The following is a 25935-nucleotide window of genomic DNA, read 5'->3' as shown; positions in this document are numbered from 1 at the left end:
TCGCTGTTGCTCCGCCGTTAACGCTTTGGAGCTGGGTGTTATTCCCTGATGTTCAGACTTTAACTGTTCAACCCAGCGGCGCATGGCGGTTTCGCCAACCCCCATGGCTTTGCAGGCCTCGCTAATGGTGTATCCTTGCTCAACAACCAATTTGGCTGCATCACGTTTAAATTCTGGAGTAAAACTCCGGCGATCTGTTGTCATTATTCACCTCGTTCGATGGTTTGATTTTACCACCTAACTTGGTGTCCGGTTTTATTAGACCACTACACCGTCCTTCCATAGACAGAAAAAAGGCCCCGCAGGGCCTTTACTGTTTAATGAAAACAAGCTGTTGTCAGCTTAGTTTTGCACTTTATCTGACTTCATGTATTTAAAGAAGTCGTTGTCTGGCTGGATCACCATCACGTCGTTTTTGTTTTGGAAGCTGTTTCTGTAGGCTTCTAAACTACGAACAAAACTGTAGAACTCGCTGTTTTTGCTGTACACGTCTGCATAAACTTTTGCAGCAGAAGCATCACCTTCACCACGCACTGTACGGGAGTTACGTTCAGCGTCGGCAACCATAATAGTCACGCGGGCGTCTACGTCAGCTTTGATAATTTCAGACTGTTCCATACCACGGCTGCGGTGTTCTTTTGCCACTGCAGTACGTTCAGCACGCATACGCTGGAAAATCGAGTTGCTGATTTCGTCAGGTAAATTGATTTTCTTCACACGAACATCAAGGACATTAATACCTAATTCTTTTGCACCAGCATCAGCCTGTTCCATCGCACGTTGCATCAGTTGAGTACGCTCACCAGACACAATTTCCTGAATGGTCCGGCTACCAAACTCAGTCCGCAAACCGTTGTTGATGTATTGCTTTAACAGCACTTCAGCCTGCGACAAATTACCGCCTGTCGATAAGAAATACTTACCAAAATCGGCAATACGCCATTTCACATAGCTGTCGACCAATAGATCTTTTTTCTCGGCAGTTACAAAACGATCAGACGACGGATCGGACAAAGTCTGGATACGAGCATCCAACTTACGAACGTTTTCAATCAGCGGCACTTTAAAATGCAGGCCTGGTTCAAATACACGCACCATTTCTGCGTCATCACGCTGGATTTTACCAAAACGAATCACAATACCGCGTTCACCTTCAGGGACAACAAAGACTGAAGACACAGCAACAATACCTAAGATAGCAATTAAGGCTAATACTAAATTTTTCATCACTTAACCTCTGCCAGTTCTGGTGCTGTCAGCACGGCTTGCTTCAGGGCGCAGATCCGGAGTTCTGCCATCGTTACTATTGGTTCTGCTGTTTGGCGACAAAGGATTTATAGCAGGAGCTTTAGTATCGCCACTGTTATTGATCATTTTGTCCAAAGGTAAATACATAATGTTGTTACCATTTTTCACATCAACCAATACCTTGGAGCTGTTACCATATACCTGCTCCATAGTCTCTAAGTACATACGGTCACGGGTCACTTGTGGTGCTGCCAGATATTCAGGTAATAGTTTCTCGAAACGAGCCACTTCACCCTGAGCTTTTAACAAAATTTGTTGTTTATAGGCTTCAGCTTCCTGCATCATCCGGTTTACCTGACCACGGGCACGTGGTTCAATTTCACGGGCATAGGCTTCTGCTTCACGGATATAACGTTGTTCATCTTCCTGTGCTGAAATCGCATCATCAAAAGCTTCTTTCACTTCTTCTGGTGGACGGGCATCACGGAAGTTGACATCAACCAACTGTAAACCCATAGCGTAAGGTGAAATAATTTGCTCCAGCTCAGTTCTTGTATTCTGGCGGATCACTTCACGGCCTTTGGTCAGTACGTCATCCATAATGGAGTGACCGACTACATAACGTAAAGCTGCATCTGTAGCTTCACGCAAACTGTTGTCAGCATCCACCACAGAGAACTTATAAGCACGGGCGTCAAACACACGGTACTGAATTTCAAAGGTGACACGAACCAGGTTTTGATCCTGAGTCAGCATAAAACCATCAGTACGTAATGAACGAACGCTGGTGATATCAACTGGCGTCACCGTATCGATAAAAGTGGGTTTCCAGTGAATACCTGGCATCACTTCAGAGTGATACTGACCAAAACGTAAGATCAAACCACGTTCTGATTCTTTAATGGTATAGAAACCGCTGAAAGCCCAGACCAGTAATGCAACCACCAGTATTAATATCAGCGCGGCAGAACCACCACTGTTGTTACTGTTGCTGTTACCGCTGTTTTTATTGCCACCAAAGATACCACCGAACTTTTTGCTTAAGTTGCGGAAGACTTCATCTAAATCGGGCGGGCCTTGATCACGACCACCTTGTTTCCAAGGGTCTTTATCTTTGCCGTTATTGCCCGGCTCATTCCAAGCCATGCTTCACTCCATCTCTAATTGTGATATTGAAACTAATGTATCAAAAAAAGCTCAAGGCTGACGATAAAAAAACTAAGTTCGGACTATATAGTTTTGTAACAGTCCGTCACTTTGTTTCAGTAAACGTGCCCACTCTGCTTTTGATAACGCTATTCTCACCTGAGTTTCACCCAGGTCGGTAAAAGATTCAGTCTGAACCGCTGACAATTCATGTAAACGTGCCCGCCACACAGCTGCATCGGCAGGCAGCTTTAAATCCAGTTGCATGTAATCATCTGCTAAACGCTCGCGGATCACTTGCAGCAGTAATTCGATACCCATATCTTGCTTCGCAGAAATATATACAGCTATGGGTTCGGCCTGCTCGTTGTATTCTATACGGGCCTGCTGCTCAGTCTGGTCAATTTTATTAAACACCAGTAACTGCGGCACCTGATCAGCGTCAATCTCATGCAACACCAGTTGCACTTGCTTGATATTATCCGCCATACGTTGGTCAGCCACATCAATCACATGCAATTGTAAATCGGCATCACGGCTTTCCTGCAAAGTTGATTTAAAAGCTGCAACTAAGTCGTGAGGCAAGTGCCGGATAAAACCAACGGTATCGGCAAAAATGATAGAGCCAAACTCCGGCAGTTTAACTTGCCGCAGCGTTGGGTCCAAAGTAGCAAACAGCTGATCGGCTGCATATACATCCGAACTGGTCAGGCGGTTAAATAAAGTAGATTTACCAGCATTGGTGTAGCCTACCAAAGACACCACAGGAATTTCAGCACGTTGTCGGGCTTTACGGCCTTGTTCGCGTTGCTTACTCACTTTATCCAGCTTCAGTAACAAAGCCGTGATTTTATCCCGCAGTAAACGTCTGTCGGTTTCGAGGCGGGTTTCCCCCGGCCCTCTCATGCCTATACCGCCTTTTTGCCGCTCAGCATTATCCCAGCCACGTACTAAACGTGACGACAGATGTTTCAGCTGAGCCAGCTCAACCTGCAGCTTACCTTCGTAGCTGCGGGCGCGCTGGGCAAAAATATCCAGGATCAAAGTGGTACGATCAATAACCCGGCACTGACAAAGCAATTCCAGGTTACGGGTTTGAGCTGGGGTTAAAGAGTGATTAAAAATAATCAGATCAACTTGCAGCTCAGCGACAGCTTGCGCTAGTTCTGCCGCTTTGCCACTACCAAGAAAAAATTTGGCGTCGATCGTACTACGGTTGGCAGTCATCACAGCACGTGATTCAACTCCAGCCGACGAAACAAGCATCTCCAGTTCCTGCAAATCTTCACTGGCACTGTCTTGTGAAAGATAGATATGCACAAGGATCGCTTGCTCGGGCACCATATCGCTGTCAAACAAGCTTTAGAATTCCTGGTTATTCCATCTCGTCCATATCGCCTGTACCAGTACCATGGCTAGCCATAGTATTGACAGCACGAGCTGGGACTACAGTAGAAATGGCATGTTTATAGACCATTTGACTGACTGTGTTTTTGAGAAGGATCACAAATTGATCAAAAGACTCGATTTGTCCCTGCAGTTTAATACCGTTCACCAGATAAATAGAGACTGGGATACGCTCGCGTCTTAAAGTATTTAAAAACGGGTCTTGTAACGATTGGCCCTTTGCCATTTTCGCTTTCCTTATTTCTAATTATGTTTCTCTATATATGGATTATTATATTATTTTCAAGTCGTTAAATAACAACTTTTTTTCAATTATCTTCAACTAGCTTAGCGAAGTTAAAATGGCTTGCAAGTTTTCTGCCTGTTTGTCTTCGGTTTTTAACCAATTTAATTCAGGCCAACTGCGTAACCAGGTTAATTGCCGTTTCGCCAGTTGACGTGTTGCAGCAATACCTTGCTCCAGCATCTCCTGCTCAGACAACTGCCCTTGCAAGTGTAACCACATCTGGCGATAACCAACACAACGCATCGAAGGTAAATCCAAATGCAGATCAGACCTTTGCATCAAAGCTTTTACTTCATCCGCAAAACCACAATCTAACATTTGCCGGAATCTGACAGCTATACGGTGGTGAAGTTCAGACCGATCTGTTGGATTGATAGCAAATTGTTGCACTGGGTATGGAAAAGGCTCACCTTTGTGCTCGGTCAGCTCAGTCAGGCTCTTGCCTGTTAATCGGAAAACCTCTACAGCCCGGTTTACCCTTTGCGGATCATTAGGGTGAATACGAGCCGCCGACACAGGATCAAAGTCTGCCAGTTGCTGATGTAAATACCCCCAACCATGCTGTGCAGCTTCAGCTTCTATCTGTTGTCGTATTTCTGGATCCGCTTCGGGCAAAGGCGATATGCCCTGCAACAAAGTGCGGAAATACAACATGGTGCCGCCCACCAGAATAGCGGTTTTCCCTCTGCTGTGGATATCAGCAATAAGTCGTAGCGCATCAATGCGAAAGTCGGCTGCTGAATAAGCTGAAGCCGGGTCAAGGATATCAATTAAATGATGAGGCGCGTCTGCAAGCTCTGCCGCAGTTGGCTTGGCAGTGCCTATATCCATGCCTTTATAAATTAGGGCGCTATCGACACTGATCAGCTCAGAAGGGATGCTTTTGTACAGGTCAATCGCCAGTGCAGTTTTACCACTGGCGGTAGGCCCCATTAAAAAAATAACTTTAGGATCCATCTGAGTCCTGTAATAACTGAATAGAAGCTGTTAAATCTAAAGGCACAGCATGCCAATATGGCCCCTGCTGACTTAACAGTGGGAAATGCTTAACTAACGATGAAGCCTGCAACAGAGCTGAACTCAGTAGCTGCTGCAGTAACAGGCTTAGCAGTTGATAGTCCTGCTGCTGCAACCAGCCTTGCCACCACAGAGGTAACCACTGCGCTACCGCACTTTGACGTAACCAGGCAGGCACAGCTCTGACAATCAGCGTCTGGTTGTTGACCAAAAAGTCAAAACCCAGGTGACTTAATAAAGCCGCTTTGCTTAGCAAAAATTCCTGCTCAGTTTGTTGCAGCGCCAGCCGCACCGGCATTAATAAAGGTAAAGGCTCTGCCCCTTGCTCCAACCATAAGTTGGCTGCGCTGCTGGCAATATCCACCAGCCATAATTGTTCCACAGCTGAACAGATTAAATAACGATTCTGGCTAATCAGAGTTTCGTGTTGTACTTCGATGCCGGATGGCTTTGATAACTGTGCTTTTTCAGGAAAAATCGGCCAACTTTGTGCTTTTGGCTGTGCCACCGCAGGTCGGTAGGCTTGCCCGGCATAAGCTGAAGGTCGGGCTGCATAAGCGGGAGCACTTGCTGCCTGCTGTCGTTGTTCAGTTCCCCTTAGCTGTGCGGGAGTTTCTGACCTTGAAAAGGCGGCAACTTCAGTAGTGGTTGTCAGCTCAACACTGTTTTGCTGAGGTTCTAACTGCAACAGCGCATTGGTTAAAGCCGATGCCACAAAGTCGTGCACTAAACGGGCCTGGTGAAACCTGACTTCATGTTTAGCCGGATGCACGTTGACATCGACCTGACGTGGATTAATATCCAAATAGAGCACAAAAGCGGGCTGCTGCTCGCTGGTCAGCAGAGAACCATAGGCCTGTCGTATCGCATGATTCAGTAACTTGTCTTTCATCATACGGCCGTTGACATAGCTGTACTGGCACTGTAGCTGCTCTTTGCAGGCCGAAGGTTGCAATACCCAGCCCCAGAGTTTTAAATCGTCGTACGCCACTTCAACAAAAGCGGCCTGCTCCAGAAAATTTTTACCGCATAAAGCTGCAACACGTTTTTGCTGAGCTTCACGGCTTTCGGCTTTTTTCAGTTGCCGCACTGTCTGACCGTTATGAATTAAAGTCCAACTGACATCAAAGCGGCTTAAGGCTAAACGCTTAACCAGCTCGTCTATATGAGCGAACTCCGTTTTATCGCTGCGCAAGAATTTACGCCGGGCTGGCGTATTAAAAAACAGATCCAGTACTTCAATACTGCTGCCGTCGGGATGAGCTGCAGGTTTAATTTGCACCTGCATATCACGGCCTTCGGCATAGGCTTGCCAGGCTTTATCCTGAGCTGCCGGCTTGGAGGTTAAAGTCAGACGGGAAACTGAACTGATGGAAGCTAAAGCTTCGCCCCTGAAACCAAGGCTGACAATTTGTTCTAAATCATCCAGAGAGCTGATTTTACTGGTGGCGTGCCGGCTTAACGCCAGGCCTAATTCAGCTTCAGCTATACCTGAACCATTATCACGGATCAGAATTTTTTTACTGCCACCGCGCTCAATCTCAATCAAAATTTGATCGGCACCTGCATCCAGGCTGTTTTCGACCAGCTCTTTAACAACAGAAGCAGGCCGTTCTACCACTTCGCCTGCAGCAATCTGGTTCGCCAGTTGAGGAGGTAAGATTTGAATAGGCATCAGGGGATCCGCAGCACCTGGCCAATCAGAATATTGTCGCTTTTCAGATTGTTGTGCCGGCGCAGTTCCGCCATGCTGACACCATACTGTTTCGCCACTCTGGATAAAGACTCACCACGTTTCACTTTATGAGTACGGTTGCCACTGCTGGCAACTGCAGTAGCTCTGTTTTGTGCAGTTGGCATCACAGCAGGCACGGAGCGGCCGTTATTTTTATGTGCGGCAAATAACGAATCTGCAGGTGGTGATTTCTCAAAATAACCTTTTACAGCCCTGAAAATAGCCTGTGCAAGCTTATGCTGATGATTTGGGTCTTTCAGTAAACGCTCTTCGTTGTAGTTAGAGATAAAACCGGTTTCTACCAGAATAGACGGAATATCAGGTGCTTTTAATACAGCTAAACTGGCAGCCTGAGGCTCTTTTTTATGCAAATGCGCCACGGTCGACATTTCACGTAGTACTTCTTTGGCCACTTCAAAACCAGTCACCATCGAATGGTTCATCGACAGATCCAATACGGTTTGCGCCAGATAACGTTCGTTAGCTGAATCTTTGATGACTTCAGCCACACCACCTAATAACTCCGAGTGCTGCTCTGTTTGTTCCAGCATCCGGCCCACTTCAGTAGTAGCACGGCGCATTGACAGCACCCAAACAGAAGCACCATGAGCGTTGCGGTTTTGCACTGCATCAGCATGAATAGAGATTAATAAATCGGCCTGTTTTTGCCTTGCTATCTCAGGTCTTTTATTTGGATGAATGTAATAATCTCCGGTACGGGTCAATACCGCCTTTAAACCCGGCTGTTTATTGATCATCTCGGCTAACTGGCGTGATACCGACTGAGTAATCACTTTTTCATGGGTGCCTTTAGGCCCAACAGCACCTGGATCCTGACCGCCATGACCCGCGTCAATAGCAATAATAATATCGCGGCCAGTGACTCTGCTGCTTGTTGCAGATTGAGAGGAGGTCTGAGCAGGTTGAGACACCACAGCGGCAGGTTTTGTAGTTGAAATTGAGCTGACAGGTGCACCTTGACTGGCGGAAGTAGCAGCTCCCTGAGCTTTTAAATCAACAACTAAACGATGGCCGTAAGGAGGTGAAGGTGGCAACGAAAAAATGCTGTCGCTGACAGGAAAAGACAGTTCTATGACTACTGCTGTGGCAGCACTTGGAGTCCGGCTGGCATAAACACGTTTAACTAAGGGCGAGTCACCAGTGACAGCACCTATATTTAAGCTGTTTACTCCGGCCAGTTCGATTTCCAACCGTGTTGGGTTACTTAAACGTTTTACTTTATGCGACGGTGCGTTTGCTAAATCCAACACCAGTCTGGTGTTGTCCGGAGCATGCCAAATCCGTACGCCTTTGACAGTATTCACCGCCCAGCTATGACTGCACAGCAGCAACAGCATCAGGCTAAACACCCGCACTATCTGCCTCATTGAGGCTGACTCCACTGAAGAGTGATAGCGTCCATCCATGCCACAGCGTCAGGCTGATTCGCTGTCACACTCAACTGACGTTGGTTGTGATCAATCTGTAATTTCAGCTCCAAATCGGCATCAGCCAACAAACCATAACCACGTTCTGGCCACTCAATCAGACACAAATTGCCTTTGGAGAAATAGTCCCGAATACCCATAAACTCCAGCTCTTCCGGATCGCGCAGGCGGTACAAATCAAAATGAAATACAGGCTGTTCAGCAATAGTATAAGGTTCCACCAAAGTATAAGTTGGGCTTTTTACATTGCCCTGATGACCCATGGCCTGCAGCAAACCTCGGCTGAAGGTGGTTTTGCCTGCACCTAAATCGCCTTGTAAATACAGTACAGCACCCTGCCGTAAATAGGGGGCAAATAAAGCCGCCAATGCCAAAGTAGCGGCTTCATCCGTTAAGTGAAAAGTGTAACTTTGAGCTGTCATCTGTACCTAAGCTGAGTGATCTCAGTCATAACTATTTTTTAAGCGCACATGCTGTTCAAGTACAGCAGATGAATTGGTCGCTATGCTAACAAAAACAGCGCAGTGCAGCCAGTTTCTTCTGCAACACGATGTTTAAAGGACAAAGCAAAAACCAGATTGGCTTTTATGCTAAAGTGCGCGGCGAAAAACAGCGGATTTAATGATGACCAGCGACAGCCTCAGTACTACAAACAGCAACATCAATTGGCTGCATCTTGCAGAGCAAATTAAAGTCTGGGGCCAGCAATTGGGCTTCCAGCAGATAGGCATTACCGATACAGATTTAACCTCGGAAGAAGCTAAATTGCAGCAATGGCTGGATGCTGGTTTTCATGGTGAAATGGACTATATGGCCGCGCATGGCATGAAAAGAGCGCGCCCTGCAGAACTGCATCCAGGCACTCTGCGCGTGATCAGCGCACGAATGGACTATCTGCCAGAGCATGCACAGTTTGCCGCTAATCTGGCAGATCCCTCCATGGCTTATATCAGCCGTTATGCACTGGGACGGGATTACCATAAGCTGATCCGTAACCGCTTAAAACAACTGGGCGAACGTATTGAAAAAGAGCTAGGGGCCTTGGGCTTCAGGCCTTTTGTGGACTCAGCCCCTATTCTGGAACGACCTTTAGCAGTAAAAGCAGGCTTGGGCTGGCAAGGTAAACATAGTCTGGTATTAAATCAGGATGCGGGTTCCTGGTTTTTCCTCGGCGAGTTATTAGTCGATATCCCCCTGCCTGTCGATCCTGTCCATACAGGTGACTGCGGCACTTGTGTTGCCTGCATCACTATCTGTCCTACTCAGGCCATAGTGGCGCCTTACACTGTGGACGCCAGACGCTGTATCTCTTATCTGACCATTGAACTGCAAGGTGCTATTCCGGAAGAATTCCGGCCTCTGCTCGGCAACCGTATTTATGGCTGTGACGATTGCCAGTTGGTTTGCCCTGTAAACAGAGCGGCGGACACCACACAAGAGCAAGACTTTCAGCGCAGACCACAGTGGCTGAATAAATCTTTACTGGATTTATGGCACTGGACTGAAGCCGAATTTCTAAACTACACCCAAGGTTCTGCTATTCGCCGCATAGGCTATCAACGCTGGCAACGTAATATTGCTGTGGCTTTGGGTAATGCACCTTATGATCTGGCCATTATTGAAGCGTTGCAGCAACAACTACCGCAAAGTGAAGAGTTGGTATCGGAACATATTCAGTGGGCTTTGCTGCAACAGCAGAAAAAAAGCCTGTTGCAACAGAATTTATTAAGTCGACAGACTGACCGTTTAGTAAGGGTTATTCAGAAGGGGTTGCCACGGGATGCCTGAGGTCAAACTGGGGTTTGGCAGTCAAACGTTGTTGCGAATTTTGTAAAATTTGCAGTTTTTGAGTTTTGTCGGCGCTATGCCAGTCTTTAATTTCCTGCAAAGTACGGCCACAACCTAAACAGACGTCAGAGTGGTTTAAACAACAGATCCGGTTACAAGGTGATGCAGGCATAGAATCCTCCGTTACCAGATTAATCATAGCCTGCAATTCCCCCTATCCAGCCTTTATTTTCTCTGCTTCGGCACCCAGGCCCAGACAAACTCTGCGATGACTGGCTCTACACTCACTTCGTCAGTAATTTTCACCAGAATAGTGATGTCGCCTTTTTCTGTGTCGCGAATAAACTGGATCTGCTCTTCAGTTAAGGACGTCGTAGCAACCAGCTTGCCTGTTGCTCTTTTGACATAATTCAGCTGCATCGACTTTAACAGCGGTATGCGATCGTCCGCCACATGCAAACCGACCAGAAAGCCACTGGCCGACTCGCCCAACAAAGCCATAGCTGCTGCATGCACAGAACCTATATGATTTTGCACTTTGGTTTTATTCGCCAGGCTTAACTGCGCTTGCTGAAAATTTAATACATCCACTTTGACCGAAGCAGTACCGGCAAACTTCACTGCTTTGCCAAATAACAAAGTCAGTAAAGGTGAACGTAACCAGGGAGAGTAGTGATTGATTTTGGCAACATAACGGCCAAGTTTATTGATGGCTTTCATACTGGTCTTACCTGTAAGTTTTAGTTTGGCAAAGATAGCAGTAATAAAATCAGCCAGCAAGTTAGGTTCGAGGCAAAAGAATAAGTCTTGAATTCAAATTGAAAATAGAAAAGGGAATAAAACTTGGAGCGGGCAACGAGGCTCGAACTCGTGACCTCGACCTTGGCAAGGTCGCGCTCTACCAACACAACTATGCCCGCATGGGTAGTGTTTGATTAGAGTGAACTTATTATTGAACAAGATTGAAATTTGGAGCGGGCAACGAGGCTCGAACTCGTGACCTCGACCTTGGCAAGGTCGCGCTCTACCAACTGAGCTATGCCCGCTTAGGGGTATTACTGATTTTTGTTTCAAACTGGTTATTGGTGGACCAATTTGATTTGGAGCGGGCAACGAGGCTCGAACTCGTGACCTCGACCTTGGCAAGGTCGCGCTCTACCAACTGAGCTATGCCCGCATCCTGTTTTCGTAGTCTATGCTCTTTACGTTGGAATTAAAGAAGACTACTAAAAACGCCGCTTCAATTGAATTTTCGTTCGAAGCGGCGCGCATTTTACAAAATTCCCTGCCCTTTGCAAGAGATTTTATTCAGGAATTTTGAAAAAATGCGTTTTATAAACTGCTAATTCCGCAATAGATTCCCGAATATCATCCAAAGCTAAATGACTTGATGACTTTTTAACCAGCTTAGTCACTTCCGGATACCATCTTCTGGCCAACTCTTTCACTGTGCTGACATCCAGATTGCGGTAGTGAAAAAAGGCTTCAAATTCCGGCGCATACTTGACTAAAAAGCGTCTGTCCTGGCCAATGCTGTTGCCACACATAGGGGATTTTCCAGCAGGAACATAAGCTGACAAGAAGCTGATCGTTTGCGCCATAGCGTCAGCCAGCTCAATGTCGCTTTCCAGACAACGTTTGGTTAAACCGCTTTTGCCATGGGTTTCAGTGCACCATGCATCCATAGCATCTAAAACTTCTTTTGGTGTTTTAATGGCGAACACCGGGCCTTCAGCAAGAATATTTAACTGGCTGTCGGTCACTATAGTGGCCATTTCCAGAATCACATCTTTTTCCGGATCCAGACCTGTCATTTCCAGATCGATCCACACCAGATTATTGTCGTTGCTCGCCATGCTTAAATACCTTTGATTATTTGCAGCCAGTTTTGCTGCTTTGTAACTTGCCCGAATAGCGGTATCATACTATGCCTTAAGCAAAGTAAAAACCGCCGCAGTCAGGCGACAGTAAAGGCACAAGGCCACAGTGACCAAAAAAAAGCACCTTAATCAACGCCAGCATCAACGTATAGCCGCCAATCAGGATCGTCGTTTAGCCCGGGCTCAGAATAAAACCAACAAAAAAGAGCTGGATTCGGACTTATTGGCTGAAGCTGAACATGGCTTAGTGATCAGTCGTTTTGGTCAACATGCCGATATTGAAGATAGCTCAGGCCAGATTTTCCGCTGCAATATCCGTCGTACTATCAACTCTTTAGTCACAGGTGACAAAGTCGTATTCTGCCGCACTAAAGTACCTGGTGGTGGCCCTGAGGGTGTGGTGGAGGCCGTAGCAGAACGTGAGTCTGTATTACTGCGCCCGGATTTTTACGATGGTTTAAAACCTGTAGCGGCCAATATAGATTTAATGATTATTGTCTCAGCCGTTTTACCTGCGTTTTCGCTGAATATTGTCGACCGTTACTTGATAGCCGCCGAAGCCATGCATATCAAGCCGTTGTTACTGCTGAATAAAATTGATTTATTAACCGAAGAGCAGCGCGCTGAAGTCGATCAGCAACTGGCGATTTATCAGAACATTGGTTACGAGTTTTTATTACTGAGCGCTAAAACCGGTGAAGGTACAGCTCAGCTGGATTCTTACCTGAAGCAAGGCGTCAGCATTTTTGTCGGTCAGTCTGGTGTAGGAAAGTCCTCTTTAGTGAATAACCTGCTGCCTGATTTGGGTGTAGAAACCCGCGAAGTATCAGAAAACTCAGGTTTAGGCCAACACACCACCACCACAGCACGTTTGTATCATTTACCGGATGGCGGCGATTTAATTGATTCACCCGGTATCCGTGAATTCGCGCTGTGGCATTTAGAACCAGACCAGATTGTTTTAGGTTTTCCGGAATTTAAAGACTGGCTGGGCCGCTGTAAATTCCGTGACTGTAAACATTTAAATGACCCGGGCTGTGCACTGCAACATGCGGTCAGTATTGGTGAAGTTCACCCGGAGCGTTTTGCCAGTTATCATAAAATCCTGCTCAGTATGGCGCAGGACAAACCCAATTATTTTCAACCCTGAGGTTTAAATCCACTATGGATAAAGTCAAAATTGCATTGCAGTACGCAATGCCAAAACATTTATTGTCCCGTCTTGTTGGCTATCTGGCAGCGGCACGTCTGGGCTTTATCAGCCATGCGCTGATCAGCCTGTTTATCAAGGCCTATAAAATTAATATGGCCGAAGCCCAATTTGAAAAAGCATCAGACTATGCCAGCTTTAATGAATTTTTTACCCGCCCATTAAAAGAAGGTATACGCCCAATCAATACCGATGCTGATATCGTTTGTCAGCCGGTCGATGGCGCTATCAGTCAGTTGGGTGACATTGTCGACGGCAAGTTGATTCAGGCGAAGAACCACAACTACTCATTGCAGGCTTTATTAGGTGGTGACGCGGCTACGGCAGCGCCTTATGCTGGCGGTAAGTTTGCCACTATTTATTTAGCGCCAAAAGACTATCACCGTATTCATATGCCAATCACCGGCACCTTACGTGAAATGATTTATGTGCCTGGTGACTTGTTTTCAGTGAACCCTTTAACCGCAGAAAACGTCCCGGATTTATTTGCCCGTAACGAGCGTGTAGTGGCAATTTTTGACACTGAACTGGGCCCTATGGCTTTGGTCTTAGTAGGCGCAACTATAGTAGCCAGCATAGAAACTGTCTGGGCAGGCACTGTAACTCCACCTGCAGGTAAAGATGTATTCCGCTGGACTTACCCTGCCACAGGGCCACAAGCTGTTACTTTAGAAAAAGGCGCAGAAATGGGCCGCTTTAAACTGGGTTCAACAGTGATCCTGGCGTTCCAGGCTGGTCAGATTGAATTTACTGACAAACAATATCCAACAGCGGTCACCCGAATGGGTGAGCCTTTTGCCGATATAGTCAACAAGGCTTAATCAAACAAAAAAGCAGAGCTTAGTCTCTGCTTTTTTATTGCTCTGAGTTTTTGCATAAGGCGACGGAGAATACAAATGCAGATTATTGCCCACCGTGGTGCCAGCGGTACTTACCCGGAAAATACCTTGCTGGCGATAGAACAAGCTTTGCTGGCAAAGGCCGATGGCATTGAAATTGATGTGTTTTGTGTTGAAAATACTCTGGTGGTGATCCATGACCAGAATGTCAGCCGTACCACCAACGGTACAGGTTTTTTGTCGGATCTCACCTTAAAGCAACTACAGCAACTGGACGCAGGTTCAGGCCAGCAGGTGCCTATTTTATGGCAAGTGCTGCAACTGGTGAACAATCAGACGCTGCTGAATATCGAACTCAAAGGTGCAGACACTGCAGAGCCTTTATTAGAACTGCTTAAAAAAGCTGAAACTGAACTGGGCACAGAGCCGGATAAACTGCTTATTTCTTCTTTTAATCATCCTCTGCTGAAATACATTAAAACACAGAGGCCAGATTTAAAAACCGGCGCTTTAACAGCTTCGTTACCGCTGGATTATGCCGCCTTCGCATCAGAGCTGGGCGCCTGGTCTGTGAATTGTGATAAGGATTTTATTGATCAACAGATGGTTGCGGATGCACATCAACGTGGCTTAAAAGTGCTGGTTTATACAGTAAACGATGCTGTGACTGCCGCAAAAATGCAGCAGTTGGGAGTAGATGGCATTTTTTGTAATTATCCGCAGCAAGCCAGAAGCTGGTAACAGCGTAAAAGAGGATCAGTCTTTATGGCTATCGCAGCTATGGCACTGATTACACAAACGTATATTTAAGATATGTGCCAGCACCACAAAAGATGCGCCGACAATCAGAATATAGTGTTCATAGTCATGGCCAAAAATGTCTTTTTGCCAATAAATAAAGCCACCTAAAAACAACGAATAAAAAGGGTAGATCTTTTTATGGTAACGGTGGAAACCAGCAAACAAGGTAATAAAACCCAAGGCCATAGTGATCAATAAGATAATCTGCTCAAAGGCATGATTATGCCAGGCGCTTAAGCCCAACAGTGGTAAAACGGGCAATAACACAGGCAGCATAATGCAATGGATAGCACACAAAGATGTGATAGCTATACCTACTTTATCCAATGTAGTACGAACCTGACTCAGCACGAATTGACACTCCGTTTTTGAAGGAGTGAGATAATATAACAAATCAAAAGAAAAACAAACCGCCTGTCCTATTCTTTTCCTGTCTGCAGAGAAAAGCTGGCTGACTGAATCGGTTTCTGGCCTCTGCTATGGCATAATGCGGAAAATTTTTTGGAGGCAGAGTCGTGGATCAATTATTGGATCAATTGGATCAGAACTTAAAAGAGTTGTACCGCAAAGCTGTGGATGCAGACGCTCTATTGGATGAGGTGCAACAGCAGGGCCATGGTAAATATCAACGCATTTTTGTTGATGACAAAAGTTTCCAGGTCAGCAGCGACAGATTTATGCCTTATTTAAGCGAAGCTGCTGAACAAGTTGCCGCTATGCGCCAGACTCAGCAATTTAATACCGCAACTTTGCAGCGGGTGGTCAAACAAATTCAGTTATTACACAAGACCTTAGCTGAGTTTCGTCAGGTCATTACAAAATAGCTCATTTTTCAACCTGCTTATAAAAAACTATTCTAACGCAAAAAGGCCATTGCACTACTCTAACAGAGGAGAAGGAGTACGCTATGGCCACTTTAACGACTTCGTTAGACAGCATCAAACTGGAAGCCAGACAATTAGCTTTGTCCGGTAATCAGACCCGTGCAAATCCTGCAGCTTCGCTCGCAAAGGAGCTGGAACCCGCAATACAGCAAAACAAATTTCAACAGGCCTTCTCCAGCTTGCCACAAGAGCAACCCCAGAAAGAAGAAACCCGGCAGGATTCTATTCGGGTGACCAGTACTATAGGAAAAGCAGCCTCCAGTGGTCAGTTAAGCCGGGAGGAGGCTGTTGCCATTTACAGAGAGATCGCTAGTCTGATTTAGCCGTTTTTTGCTGATGTGAAGCAACGGCAGGAGTCATAGTGTCTTTAAACCAACGCTCCAGCATCACCTTTTCGTATTCAAAAGCACGGTCAGATCGGTTCACACTGCTTCTGCTCATAAAGCCCATGTCTTTTAACTTCAGATCTTTTTCTTCAGCGACCACCACTTTGTTTTGGTCAAGCAGGCTGTAACTGAAATTGATACGCGGGATAAAGATGTCTTTGATCACGCGGATCTGTTGACCTGTCTGAGTAAACATATGATTCACATCACCCGCCAAATCTATATCTGTAACTACCACATTCCAGCTATAACCTTCTGGCAATTCTTTGGCTAAGTCTGCAAATATTTTGTCGAAGCTGGCCATAGTTCTTTTTTCAAAAGCACCACGGGCTTCGTTGGCCGGTTTCATATCGGTAAATTTTTTGTAGTCTTTGTATTCCACTTTGACTTCACCTGCCATCGCAGCACTGATCGCAAGTATGGAAAGTATCACTACACCAGATTTCATAAAACGCATAACACACCTCTTCTTTTTTGCACCTGCCACACTATTGGTTCAACACAGTCTGTGGCCGGTTACTCTGAATAAATGATCCAGGATCTCTTACTCTACAGACATCACTATAGCTTAGTCCGTTCCTTTGCCTGAAGTGATTAATTGTGCCAAGAAGTGTTCAGATGTAATGCCTAGCTGACAAAGCCTGACACTTGGATTTGTTCAGCTTTTGCTGACGTGTATGAGCTGTATTTTTTTAGAGGATACTGATAACAAAAAACCGCCCGGAGGCGGTTTTTATTTAACTAAAACAACGTATTAACCGGCACGGCCAGCACGTTTACGATCGTTTTCAGTTAAGTGGCGTTTACGGATACGAATAGAAGCTGGTGTCACTTCAACCAGTTCGTCGTCATCGATAAATTCCAGAGCCTGTTCTAAAGCATAACGGATTGGCGGAACCAGGTTAATGGCTTCGTCAGTACCAGAAGCACGTACGTTGGTTAACTGTTTGCCTTTTAAGCAGTTTACAGTTAAGTCGTTGCTACGGCTGTGAATACCAATGACCTGACCTTCGTACACTTCTTCAGCATGGCTGATAAACATACGACCACGTTCCTGCAAAGAGAAAATGGCGTAACCAGCAGCTTTACCTGTAGCGTTAGCAATCAATACACCGTTCATACGCTGACCTATAGTACCGCCTTTGTACGGGCCGTAGCAGTCGAAGCTGTGGTACATCAAACCAGTACCTGAAGTCAGAGTCATAAATTCAGTACGGAAACCAATTAAACCACGGCTTGGCATGTTGAAGTCCATACGAATACGGCCTTTACCATCGGGTTGCATGTTGGTCAGGTCAGCTTTACGCTCACCCATTTTTTCCATGATAGAACCCTGGTGTTGTTCTTCAACGTCAATGGTCACGTTTTCCATTGGTTCAGTTTTCACGCCATCAATCACTCTCATGATTACTTCAGGACGAGATACTGCCAGTTCAAAACCTTCACGACGCATGTTCTCGATTAACACGCCTAAGTGCAATTCACCACGGCCTGATACTTTGAACTTGTCACCGTCTTCAGTTTCTTCAACACGTAAAGCCACGTTGTGTTTCAGCTCGTTGTTTAAACGATCTAAAATCTGACGTGAAGTAACAAATTTACCTTCTTTACCCGCGAACGGAGAGGTATTGACCTGGAAGGTCATAGTCACTGTTGGTTCGTCTACTTGCAGAGCTGGCAATGGATCCAGGTTGGTTGGAGCACAAATGGTATCAGAGATTTTCAGCTCGCCTAAACCTGTGAAAGCAACGATGTCACCAGCGTTAGCTTCTGTGGCTTCAATACGCTCCAGACCTAAGTAACCAAAAACCTGGCCTACTTTAGCGTTACGTTTATTGCCATCGGCACCAATCACTGTGACTTGCTGGTTAGGCTTTAATGTACCGCGCTTGATACGACCAATACCGATAATGCCTAAGTAGCTAGAGTAATCCAGCTGAGACACCTGAATTTGGGTATCACCGTTCAGTTCAACTTTTGGTGGAGCTACGTGCTCAACAATAGCTGCGAACAAATCGTTGATATCTGTTTTTGGCTCGTTGTAATCCAGAGTCGCCCAACCATTGATGGCTGATGCGTAAACGATAGGGAAATCTAACTGCTCGTCAGTTGCGCCTAAGTTGTCGAACAGGTCGAATACCTGGTCAATAACCCAATCAGGACGTGCGCCCGGACGGTCAATTTTATTTACAACAACAATGGGCTTTAAACCGTGAGCAAAAGCTTTTTGAGTGACGAAACGTGTTTGTGGCATAGGGCCTTCAACAGCGTCAACTAATAACAATACAGAGTCAGCCATAGACAATACACGTTCAACTTCACCACCGAAGTCGGCGTGGCCTGGTGTGTCCAGAATGTTGATGTGGTAACCGTTCCAGCGTACTGAGGTATTTTTTGCCAATATTGTTATACCGCGTTCGGATTCCTGGGCATTAGAGTCCATTACACGTTCCTGCAACTTAGCGCGGGCATCAAAAGTGCCTGACTGTTGCAGCAATTTGTCTACCAAAGTTGTTTTACCATGGTCAACGTGCGCGATAATGGCGACATTACGCAGTTTTTCGATCGCTGAAGCGGTTCCGCTCATTTATATTTCCTCTGTGGCACTAGCTGACCATAATCTTGACTACTAGGCATTGACTAAAAGTTGTTCGAATTCAAGGGCGCGTATTCTACTCTGTTTTTACGCAGAAAGAAAAAATAACTGTGATCTGCTGTGGCTTATTTTTACTCCACTGTAACTAAGTGATGAATTTCAACGCTTTTCAGTGACAGCTGGATGAAACTTGCTATTTTAAGGCGTGTTTATTTGAAAAAGCACCAGGCTGGGGCTTTTGCATCACAATGAAGCAACATTGCACCAACATAATGCAACCGCATAAATCGTTGCGGAGCATCACAACTGAAAGTCGTTACAAATCAACACCATAAATCTTTGGCATAAGAATGGCATTACAAAGCGCAAAGCTTTGGCCTAAGCCAGCATTATAAAAACAGGTGCTTTATGGCACCCGTCAACAGCACAAACCGGAGGAATGCATGTCTGCATCTACAGTACTGAGTTTTATCAAAGAGAACGACGTAAGATTCGTTGATTTACGCTTTACAGATACCAAAGGTAAAGAACAACACGTGACTATTCCAGTCAGCCAGATCAACGAAGATTTCTTTGAAGACGGCAAAATGTTCGACGGTTCTTCTATTGCCGGCTGGAAAGGTATTAATGACTCAGACATGATCCTGATGCCACAGCCAGACACCATGTTACTGGACCCGTTTTCAGAAGAAACGACAGTAAACATCAGCTGTGACGTCATCGAACCAAGCACTATGCAAGGTTACGAGCGTTGCCCACGTTCTATCGCTAAACGTGCTGAAGAGTATCTGAAGTCTACCGGTATTGCTGACACTGTATTGTTTGGACCTGAGCCAGAATGGTTCATGTTTGATGACGTGCGTTTCAAAAACACTATGTCTACTGCTTTCTTCGCTATTGATTCAGCAGAAGCTGCATGGAACTCAGATAAAGTATACGAAGGCGGTAACAAAGCTCACCGTCCTGGTATCAAAGGCGGCTACTTCCCGGTACCACCAGTAGATCAACACCACGATATCCGTAGCGCCATGTGTGTGGTGCTGGAAGAAATGGGTCAGGTCGTTGAAGCTCATCACCACGAAGTGGCTACTGCAGGTCAGAACGAAATCGCAACTCGTTTCAATACCTTAACTAAAAAAGCTGACGAAATTCAGGTTCTGAAATACGTGATCCATAACGTAGCTAACCTGTACGGCAAAACTGTAACCTTTATGCCAAAACCTTTAGTTGGCGATAACGGTTCAGGTATGCACTGTCACCAGTCATTGGCAAAAGATGGTGTCAACCTGTTTGCTGGTGATAAATATGCCGGTTTGTCTGAAACTGCCCTGTATTACATCGGCGGTATCATCAAACATGCTAAATCAATCAATGCTTTCACTAACCCTTCTACCAACTCGTACAAGCGTTTAGTGCCACACTTCGAAGCTCCGGTGATGCTGGCTTACTCAGCCCGTAACCGTTCAGCTTCTATCCGTATCCCACTGGTACCAAGTGCTAAAGCACGTCGTATCGAAGTGCGTTTCCCGGATCCGGCAGCGAACCCTTACCTGGCTTTCGTCGCTCAGTTAATGGCTGGTTTAGATGGTATTCAGAACAAGATCCACCCAGGCGATGCCATGGACAAAGACTTGTATGACCTGCCACCAGAAGAAGAAGCACTGATCCCTCAGGTCTGTGGTTCTTTAGACGAAGCTCTGGATGCTTTAGATGCAAACCGCGCTATCTACACTAAAGGCGGCGTTATGTCAGACGCGATGATCGATGCCTACATCGAACTGAAACGTGCTGAAGCCAAACGTGTATCTATCGCAGTTCACCCTCTGGAATACGAACTGTACTACAGCGTGTAATCCACGTATTAGTCTGTAGACTGATGAAAACCCGCGCCTGCCGCGGGTTTTTCTTTGGCTGAAATTTGAGATCACTACCTGAACAGATTAGAGTAAATACAGCTGCCCCAGAATCCGGATTTACATGAACAAGCTGATCCTGTTTTTTGCTTTATTCTGTACCAACACCTTTGCCCAACAGGTTTATGTCAGTGTTGATGAAAATGGCGTTCCCCTGTATTCAGACAAAGCGAGTGCAGGGGCTAAAAAAATAGAACTGAAAGTATCACTGCAAAGCCAACAGCCACAACAAGCCACTCAAATAGACCCTCTTGCCTCTTTAACTGAGGAAGCACCACTTTATCAGTTGACCATATTGACGCCAGCTGCAGAAGACACAGTGATTTCCAATCAGGGTGAAGTGGTAGTGCAAAGCGACGTCAGCCCGGAACTTGCCGACCATCACAAATTACGTTTAGTGCTGGATAACAGTCACTACAGCCCCTTGCAGCAAAGTAGCAACTTCCGCTTACTTGGCGTTGAACGCGGGGAACATCAGCTTCAGCTGCAAGCCCTTGATCAAAACGGCAAGCTAATTGCAGAAAGTCCTGTCACAACCTTTTATTTACGTAAAACTACAATAGCTACACCAAAATAGTGCGTTTTGACGGAGATCCGTCTGATTTTACAGTAGACTGTGAAATCAAAGCACCATTTTGGTGCAATAGGTGAGCGCAGTGACCCAACAACAAAAGACGATGGACTTTTCCACCACCGACTTTACCGATCAGCTCAGTACCGCCATTTTGGTGCTGGATAGCCAATTACAGGTGCAGTATTTTAATACCGCCAGTTCGGCAATGTTTGGTGTGGGCGAAAAACGACTGGCGCAGCAGTATTTTTTTACCTTGTTTCAGTACACAGATTTAACCTCCAGTTTCTTTTTAACCGCACTGCAAAACCGGCAAGGTTTTGGTATCAGTGATGTGCAGGCGGTTCTGCTGGATGGGCGGCATATTCTGCTGGATGTCACAGTCAATCTGATTGAACAACCGCATTTAGCTTTGATGCTGGAACTACGTCAGGTGGATCAGCAACGTAAAATCAGTCTGGAAAGTTTACAACAGCACCAGCATTTAGCAGCCCGTGAATTGATCCGCGGTTTAGCCCACGAAATTAAAAACCCTTTAGGTGGTTTGCGCGGTGCGGCACAGTTGCTGGAGGAGTCGCTGAATGACGATCAAAAAGAATACACTCAGCTGATTATTGCCCAGGCCGACCGGCTGCGTAATCTGGTGGACCGCTTGCTGGGGCCTTATAAAGCGCCCAATAAAAAATCGTCTAACGTGCATCAGGTACTGGAAAGAGTCAGCCAACTGGCTCAAATGGATAACCCGACTCAGGTACAGTTTGTGCGCGATTACGACCCCAGTATCCCGGACTTTTCATTTGACCCCGAATTGATAGAACAAGCCTTGCTGAACATCGTAGGCAATGCTCAGCAGGTGCTGACTGAAGGTGGCCAAATCACCTTACAAACCCGGATTTTAAATCAGCATACTATTCATGGCCGTCGTCACCGCTTAGTGGCCGCCGTAAAAGTGATAGATAACGGCCCTGGTATTCCACCTGAAATTAAAGACACCTTATTTTTCCCTATGGTCACAGGAAAGCCCGGCGGTACAGGCCTGGGTTTATCTATAGCTCAAACCTTAATCCACCAACATGGTGGCTGGATTGACTGCGAAAGCTGGCCGGGGCAAACCGCTTTTACTTTGTATTTACCGCTCAATAACTCTGGAGAAGAAGAATGCAGCAAGTAGTCTGGATTATTGATGATGACAATTCGATCCGCTGGGTATTGGAAAAGGCGTTAGCCAGGGCAGATATTGCCTGCGAAAGTTATGCTTCTGCTGATTTGATGTTGCAACGCCTGCAGTATGAACAGCCTACAGTAGTGGTATCCGACATTCGGATGCCAGGTACTGATGGCATGGCGTTACTGACTAAATTGCAAGAACTATCCCCTGAATTGCCTGTGATTATTATGACAGCGCATTCGGATCTGGACAGTGCAGTCAATGCCTTTAAAAAAGGCGCTTTTGAATACCTGCCAAAACCTTTTGATATTAATGAAGCTGTATCGCTTATTCAGCGTGCTTTGGCGCATAGTCAGGCCAAACAGCCAAAACAACAGGCCGTAGTACAGACTGAAGTACCGGAAATTATTGGCGAAGCTCCGGCTATGCAGGAAGTATTTCGTGCTATTGGCCGCTTATCACGCTCCAGTATCAGCGTGCTGATCAACGGTCAGTCCGGTACAGGCAAAGAGCTGGTGGCTCATGCACTGCATAAACACAGCCCACGTTCAGAGCAGCCTTTTATTGCGTTAAATATGGCGGCTATTCCAAAAGACTTAATAGAGTCTGAGCTGTTTGGTCATGAAAAAGGCGCTTTTACCGGCGCAGCCAATTTGCGTAAAGGCCGCTTTGAACAAGCAGATGGTGGCACGTTATTCCTCGACGAAATTGGTGATATGCCGCTGGACGTACAAACCCGTTTGTTAAGAGTGCTGGCTGATGGTCAGTTTTACCGGGTAGGTGGTCACCAGGGCATCAGTGTGGATGTACGCATTATTGCGGCCACTCACCAGAATCTGGAAATACTGGTGGCTGAAGGTAAATTCCGTGAAGACTTATTCCATCGCCTGAATGTGATCCGCATTCAAATTCCTGCGCTAAAAGATCGCAAACAGGATATTCCCAAACTGGCGCAGCATTTCCTGCAGCAGGCAGCCCGCGAGCTGAATGTGGAAGCAAAAAATCTGGCACCTGAGACCGAAAAATTTATAGCTCAGCTCGACTGGCCTGGTAACGTGCGCCAACTGGAAAACAGCTGTCGTTGGTTAACCGTCATGGCCAGTGGCAAACAAGTGCTGTTATCCGACTTACCGCCAGAACTCACCAGTGCACCTAAAGTAATAGTCAGTTCCACTGCTGGCGGCCAACAAAGCTGGCAAGATGCTTTGGCGGCCTGGGTCAGTCAAAAACTCAATGCTGGTGAAGAAAACATTCTGGCTGAAGCAGGACCTGAATTTGAAAAAATAGTGCTGCAACAGGCATTACATTACACCCATGGTCATAAACAAGATGCAGCTAAACGTTTAGGCTGGGGCCGAAATACTCTGACCCGTAAGTTAAAAGAGCTGAATATGGAATAGGGGCTCTTGTCTTCCCCTGCTCAACCATAAAAAAACCAGCCAGATGGCACATCTTTCCATCTGGCCGGCAGGAAACTGAATTGCGTTCAAAAAGGTTCGAGCGCAACTTCTATGCTTTTGTAATACAGCGAGGTTAAGCCTTCGTAACCTGAGTCTGTACCTACAAAAACCCAGACTTTGCCTTGCCCATCACTGTATAAAGGAATGCGCTGACTGGTTGTGGTTTGGACTGTTTTTTCAGCGAATGCAGAACCATCACAGGCTGCACCTTGCGCTGCAACATCACCTATCACTTTGGCATGACTGCCTGATTGTGATTGCTGCCCCTTGTCCAGGTTTAAATAGTAGCCCTCTTGTTTGGGTTCTTTGTCACCGTAACCAAACTTCAGATACACGCTTTCACCTGGTGCGCCCCCTACTCCGACACAATCAACACCGGCATTGGATAAAAAGCTCAGGCGAACCCTGGCGTAATATTTAGTGGAAGGTTCCAGCCCGGAAAACTGGTTTTTCAGAAACATAAACAAATCGTCACTGCGATTCATACCAGAAAGGTAGAAGCCTTTAGTCGATGTTTCACCCGGCAAAGTGCGGATCCCCGACTCCAACTGGTAAATAGCTGCATTGTCGGCAGGATAATCAGAAAAGCCAGCCGTCCAGCCCTGAGCTCCGGAGTTGAAATTAAAATTGTAGGCTTTGTCCTTACCTGATATCAGCTCCACATCACAGCCTGAAAGGAACAACCCACTAAAAACCATTACTAAAGCCAAACGCTGCATCATAGCTCTCCTTTTTGCTGCCTTGAGTCTAAGGGCAAGAAAAAGTGACGCTGTGACCATTTGTAATGGTTAGGTTGGCAAAAGTTACCGGATACAACCAAAGGTAAAACCAGCCGTGCTTGCCTGTGCGTTTAATAGCGCAGCTGGTTTATTTTGTTGCAGAGTTTAAAGTGGGAAAGGCTGCTCAATACTGACTGCAGGTTCTGTAAACCAGCGAGGGCCTGCAGCTGTCATGTAAAAATGATCCTCCAGCCGCACACCAAATTCACCCGGCACACAGATCATAGGCTCGTTACTGAAACACATACCTGGCGCCAGTAAAGTCTGTTCATTACGCACCAGATAAGGGCCTTCATGAATATCCATGCCTATGCCATGGCCAGTTCTGTGCGGTAAACCGGGCAGTGCATAATCAGGCCCTAAGCCAAAAGCTTCTATCACTTCGCGTGCAGCAGCATCCACCAGACCACAAGCCATTCCAGGCTTTGCAGCATTAAAAGCGGCGGCCTGAGCGGCTTTTTCCACTTCCCAGATTTCGCGCTGACGTGCTGACGGGGTGCCAAAGACATAACTGCGTGTAATATCAGAGACATAACCCAATAAACGACACCCTGTATCTATCAACACCATATCGCCAGCTTCAAGGTTTTTTGGTGTTTTCACGCCATGCGGATACGCTGAATCCGGTCCAAACAACACAATACAAAAGTACGAACCACTGGCCCCTACTTTGCGGTGTGCTTCATCAATAAAGGCTTCCACTTCAGAGGTACTGATGCCTTGATACAAGATACTGGCGACGGCTTTATGCACTGCCAAAGTCATATCCATAGCCCGTTGCATAATAGCCAGTTCAGCCGCTGATTTTTGTGAGCGAGAGCCCTGAGTAATAACCTTACCGCTGAGGATTTGTTGCTCCGGATCAGCCTGACGTAAGCCTTCGAAAATAAAAAATGCGCTGCTATCATCCAAAGCCAGCACTGGCTTTGGCTTATTACAACCCTGCCTCAGGGCATTGAGCATTAATTGATACGGGTTTTCATCTTCATGCCAGCCCAGCACTTCGCCCTGCACCACCTGAAAACCGCTGAGCGTAGGAATTTCAAATACAGGGCTGATATACAACAGCTCACCTTCAGCCGGCCCTTCTGCAAATAGCAGGGCCCCCACTAACCTTTCGCTGACATACCAGACTGTGCCTGTGAAATAACTTAAATTAGTGCCGGCATTCAGATACAACACATCTATGCCGTGCTGACGCATCAGCTGCTGCGCTTTTTTGATCCTGGACTGGTATTCCGCAAGCCCAACAGGCAACAGGCCCGCCGTCATTGAGCTTAAGCTGTCCAGCGCCTGTTGTTTAGTTTGACCGCCTATCTGACTCATAGTGCACTCCACTTTTAAACTGATGTGTTGAGTATGCGACTGTGATT

Annotated in this window: 27 protein-coding genes and 3 tRNA genes; 10 read left to right on the top strand and 20 right to left on the bottom strand. The window is 46.3% G+C overall.

Features of this window, described 5'->3' with window-relative positions:
• The 9 genes from J2W69_RS09565 to tsaE form a co-directional block, all read right to left on the bottom strand.
• The coding region (locus tag J2W69_RS09565; protein WP_310277301.1) for a transposase at positions 1-204 on the bottom strand (204 nt) is incomplete at its 3' end.
• A gap of 138 nt (positions 205-342) precedes the next feature.
• A complete protein-coding gene (hflC, locus tag J2W69_RS09560; protein ID WP_310277298.1) occupies positions 343-1227 on the bottom strand; it encodes a protease modulator HflC in 885 nt (294 codons plus the stop codon).
• Positions 1228-1230: 3 nt separating this feature from the next.
• A complete protein-coding gene (gene hflK, locus J2W69_RS09555; RefSeq protein WP_310277295.1) occupies positions 1231-2394 on the bottom strand; it encodes an FtsH protease activity modulator HflK in 1164 nt (387 codons plus the stop codon).
• Between the two features lie 72 nt (positions 2395-2466).
• Positions 2467-3753 (bottom strand): ribosome rescue GTPase HflX, encoded by a 1287-nt coding sequence (gene hflX / locus J2W69_RS09550; RefSeq protein WP_310277292.1) that lies wholly within the window; start codon positions 3751-3753, stop codon positions 2467-2469.
• Between the two features lie 16 nt (positions 3754-3769).
• Positions 3770-4027: an RNA chaperone Hfq gene (gene hfq, locus J2W69_RS09545; protein ID WP_008899561.1), complete on the bottom strand. Its 258-nt coding sequence runs from the start codon at positions 4025-4027 to the stop codon at positions 3770-3772.
• A 96-nt stretch (positions 4028-4123) separates the two neighbouring features.
• On the bottom strand, positions 4124-5044 hold the full coding sequence (miaA, locus tag J2W69_RS09540; RefSeq protein ID WP_310277287.1) for a tRNA (adenosine(37)-N6)-dimethylallyltransferase MiaA: 921 nt from the start codon (positions 5042-5044) through the stop codon (positions 4124-4126).
• Positions 5034-6779, bottom strand: coding sequence for a DNA mismatch repair endonuclease MutL (gene mutL / locus J2W69_RS09535; RefSeq protein WP_310277284.1), 1746 nt, complete (start codon positions 6777-6779; stop codon positions 5034-5036). The genes miaA and mutL overlap by 11 nt, the downstream gene beginning before the upstream one ends.
• On the bottom strand, positions 6779-8227 hold the full coding sequence (locus tag J2W69_RS09530; RefSeq protein WP_310277281.1) for an N-acetylmuramoyl-L-alanine amidase: 1449 nt from the start codon (positions 8225-8227) through the stop codon (positions 6779-6781). The genes mutL and J2W69_RS09530 overlap by 1 nt, the downstream gene beginning before the upstream one ends.
• The gene (gene tsaE / locus J2W69_RS09525; protein WP_310277277.1) at positions 8224-8709 is read right to left on the bottom strand and encodes a tRNA (adenosine(37)-N6)-threonylcarbamoyltransferase complex ATPase subunit type 1 TsaE; all 486 of its coding nucleotides are present in this window, start codon (positions 8707-8709) and stop codon (positions 8224-8226) included. Before tsaE ends, J2W69_RS09530 begins: the two co-directional genes overlap by 4 nt.
• 202 nt (positions 8710-8911) lie before the next feature.
• On the opposite strand from tsaE, the gene queG reads away from it, so the two are divergent.
• Positions 8912-10075: a tRNA epoxyqueuosine(34) reductase QueG gene (gene queG / locus J2W69_RS09520; protein ID WP_310277275.1), complete on the top strand. Its 1164-nt coding sequence runs from the start codon at positions 8912-8914 to the stop codon at positions 10073-10075.
• Here the strand turns inward: queG and J2W69_RS09515 are convergent.
• From J2W69_RS09515 to orn, 6 genes are all read right to left on the bottom strand, one after another.
• A complete protein-coding gene (locus J2W69_RS09515) occupies positions 10044-10274 on the bottom strand; it encodes a DUF1289 domain-containing protein (RefSeq protein ID WP_310277272.1) in 231 nt (76 codons plus the stop codon). The genes queG and J2W69_RS09515 overlap by 32 nt on opposite strands.
• A gap of 26 nt (positions 10275-10300) precedes the next feature.
• Positions 10301-10795, bottom strand: coding sequence for a DUF4442 domain-containing protein (locus J2W69_RS09510; protein WP_310277269.1), 495 nt, complete (start codon positions 10793-10795; stop codon positions 10301-10303).
• Between the two features lie 124 nt (positions 10796-10919).
• Positions 10920-10995: transfer RNA gene (locus J2W69_RS09505), tRNA-Gly, on the bottom strand.
• 50 nt (positions 10996-11045) lie between these two features.
• Positions 11046-11121, bottom strand: a tRNA-Gly gene (locus tag J2W69_RS09500).
• Between the two features lie 55 nt (positions 11122-11176).
• Positions 11177-11252, bottom strand: a tRNA-Gly gene (locus tag J2W69_RS09495).
• A 127-nt stretch (positions 11253-11379) separates the two neighbouring features.
• Complete coding sequence (gene orn / locus J2W69_RS09490; RefSeq protein WP_310277266.1) at positions 11380-11931, bottom strand: oligoribonuclease; 552 nt, start codon at positions 11929-11931, stop codon at positions 11380-11382.
• A 130-nt stretch (positions 11932-12061) separates the two neighbouring features.
• On the opposite strand from orn, the gene rsgA reads away from it, so the two are divergent.
• From rsgA to J2W69_RS09475, 3 genes are all read left to right on the top strand, one after another.
• Entirely contained in the window at positions 12062-13105 is a 1044-nt protein-coding gene (gene rsgA, locus J2W69_RS09485; protein ID WP_008899570.1) for a small ribosomal subunit biogenesis GTPase RsgA, read from the top strand.
• A 14-nt stretch (positions 13106-13119) separates the two neighbouring features.
• Positions 13120-13986: an archaetidylserine decarboxylase gene (asd, locus tag J2W69_RS09480; protein ID WP_310277261.1), complete on the top strand. Its 867-nt coding sequence runs from the start codon at positions 13120-13122 to the stop codon at positions 13984-13986.
• A gap of 75 nt (positions 13987-14061) precedes the next feature.
• On the top strand, positions 14062-14745 hold the full coding sequence (locus tag J2W69_RS09475) for a glycerophosphodiester phosphodiesterase (RefSeq protein ID WP_310277258.1): 684 nt from the start codon (positions 14062-14064) through the stop codon (positions 14743-14745).
• A 15-nt stretch (positions 14746-14760) separates the two neighbouring features.
• Here J2W69_RS09475 and J2W69_RS09470 read toward each other — a convergent pair whose 3' ends face one another.
• Positions 14761-15156, bottom strand: coding sequence for a MerC domain-containing protein (locus J2W69_RS09470; RefSeq protein ID WP_310277256.1), 396 nt, complete (start codon positions 15154-15156; stop codon positions 14761-14763).
• 164 nt (positions 15157-15320) lie between these two features.
• Here J2W69_RS09470 and J2W69_RS09465 point away from each other — a divergent pair, with 164 nt between their 5' ends.
• The gene (locus J2W69_RS09465) at positions 15321-15629 is read left to right on the top strand and encodes a prephenate dehydrogenase (protein ID WP_310277253.1); all 309 of its coding nucleotides are present in this window, start codon (positions 15321-15323) and stop codon (positions 15627-15629) included.
• Positions 15630-15712: 83 nt separating this feature from the next.
• Positions 15713-16012 carry a hypothetical protein gene (locus tag J2W69_RS09460; RefSeq protein WP_310277250.1) on the top strand — a complete coding sequence of 100 codons (300 nt, stop codon included), beginning with the start codon at positions 15713-15715 and terminating at the stop codon, positions 16010-16012.
• Here the strand turns inward: J2W69_RS09460 and J2W69_RS09455 are convergent.
• Both J2W69_RS09455 and typA read right to left on the bottom strand, forming a co-directional pair.
• The gene (locus J2W69_RS09455; RefSeq protein WP_310277248.1) at positions 15999-16532 is read right to left on the bottom strand and encodes a DUF3016 domain-containing protein; all 534 of its coding nucleotides are present in this window, start codon (positions 16530-16532) and stop codon (positions 15999-16001) included. The genes J2W69_RS09460 and J2W69_RS09455 overlap by 14 nt on opposite strands.
• A 297-nt stretch (positions 16533-16829) precedes the next feature.
• Positions 16830-18662, bottom strand: a complete 1833-nt coding sequence (gene typA, locus J2W69_RS09450) for a translational GTPase TypA (protein WP_310277244.1) — start codon at positions 18660-18662, stop codon at positions 16830-16832.
• A 452-nt stretch (positions 18663-19114) separates the two neighbouring features.
• Here typA and glnA point away from each other — a divergent pair, with 452 nt between their 5' ends.
• The 4 genes from glnA to glnG all read left to right on the top strand — a co-directional run bounded on the left by glnA (position 19115) and on the right by glnG (position 23723).
• Positions 19115-20524 (top strand): glutamate--ammonia ligase, encoded by a 1410-nt coding sequence (glnA, locus tag J2W69_RS09445; RefSeq protein WP_310277241.1) that lies wholly within the window; start codon positions 19115-19117, stop codon positions 20522-20524.
• A gap of 124 nt (positions 20525-20648) precedes the next feature.
• Positions 20649-21161, top strand: a complete 513-nt coding sequence (locus tag J2W69_RS09440; RefSeq protein WP_310277239.1) for a DUF4124 domain-containing protein — start codon at positions 20649-20651, stop codon at positions 21159-21161.
• 70 nt (positions 21162-21231) lie between these two features.
• Complete coding sequence (gene glnL / locus J2W69_RS09435) at positions 21232-22326, top strand: nitrogen regulation protein NR(II) (protein ID WP_310277234.1); 1095 nt, start codon at positions 21232-21234, stop codon at positions 22324-22326.
• The gene (glnG, locus tag J2W69_RS09430; RefSeq protein WP_310277232.1) at positions 22314-23723 is read left to right on the top strand and encodes a nitrogen regulation protein NR(I); all 1410 of its coding nucleotides are present in this window, start codon (positions 22314-22316) and stop codon (positions 23721-23723) included. Before glnL ends, glnG begins: the two co-directional genes overlap by 13 nt.
• Positions 23724-23809: 86 nt before the next feature.
• Here the strand turns inward: glnG and J2W69_RS09425 are convergent, their stop codons facing one another.
• Both J2W69_RS09425 and J2W69_RS09420 read right to left on the bottom strand, forming a co-directional pair.
• Positions 23810-24505, bottom strand: a complete 696-nt coding sequence (locus tag J2W69_RS09425; protein WP_310277230.1) for a hypothetical protein — start codon at positions 24503-24505, stop codon at positions 23810-23812.
• Between the two features lie 162 nt (positions 24506-24667).
• Complete coding sequence (locus J2W69_RS09420) at positions 24668-25888, bottom strand: M24 family metallopeptidase (RefSeq protein WP_310277227.1); 1221 nt, start codon at positions 25886-25888, stop codon at positions 24668-24670.
• Between the last annotated feature and the right edge of the window lie 47 nt (positions 25889-25935).

Origin of the sequence: Rheinheimera soli (assembly GCF_031457405.1) — a bacterium.
In the GTDB taxonomy this organism is placed as follows: Bacteria; Pseudomonadota; Gammaproteobacteria; order Enterobacterales; family Alteromonadaceae; genus Pararheinheimera; species Pararheinheimera soli_A.
Note: the sequence above shows the minus strand (reverse complement) of the source record. Positions and strands in the feature narration are given on the sequence as shown.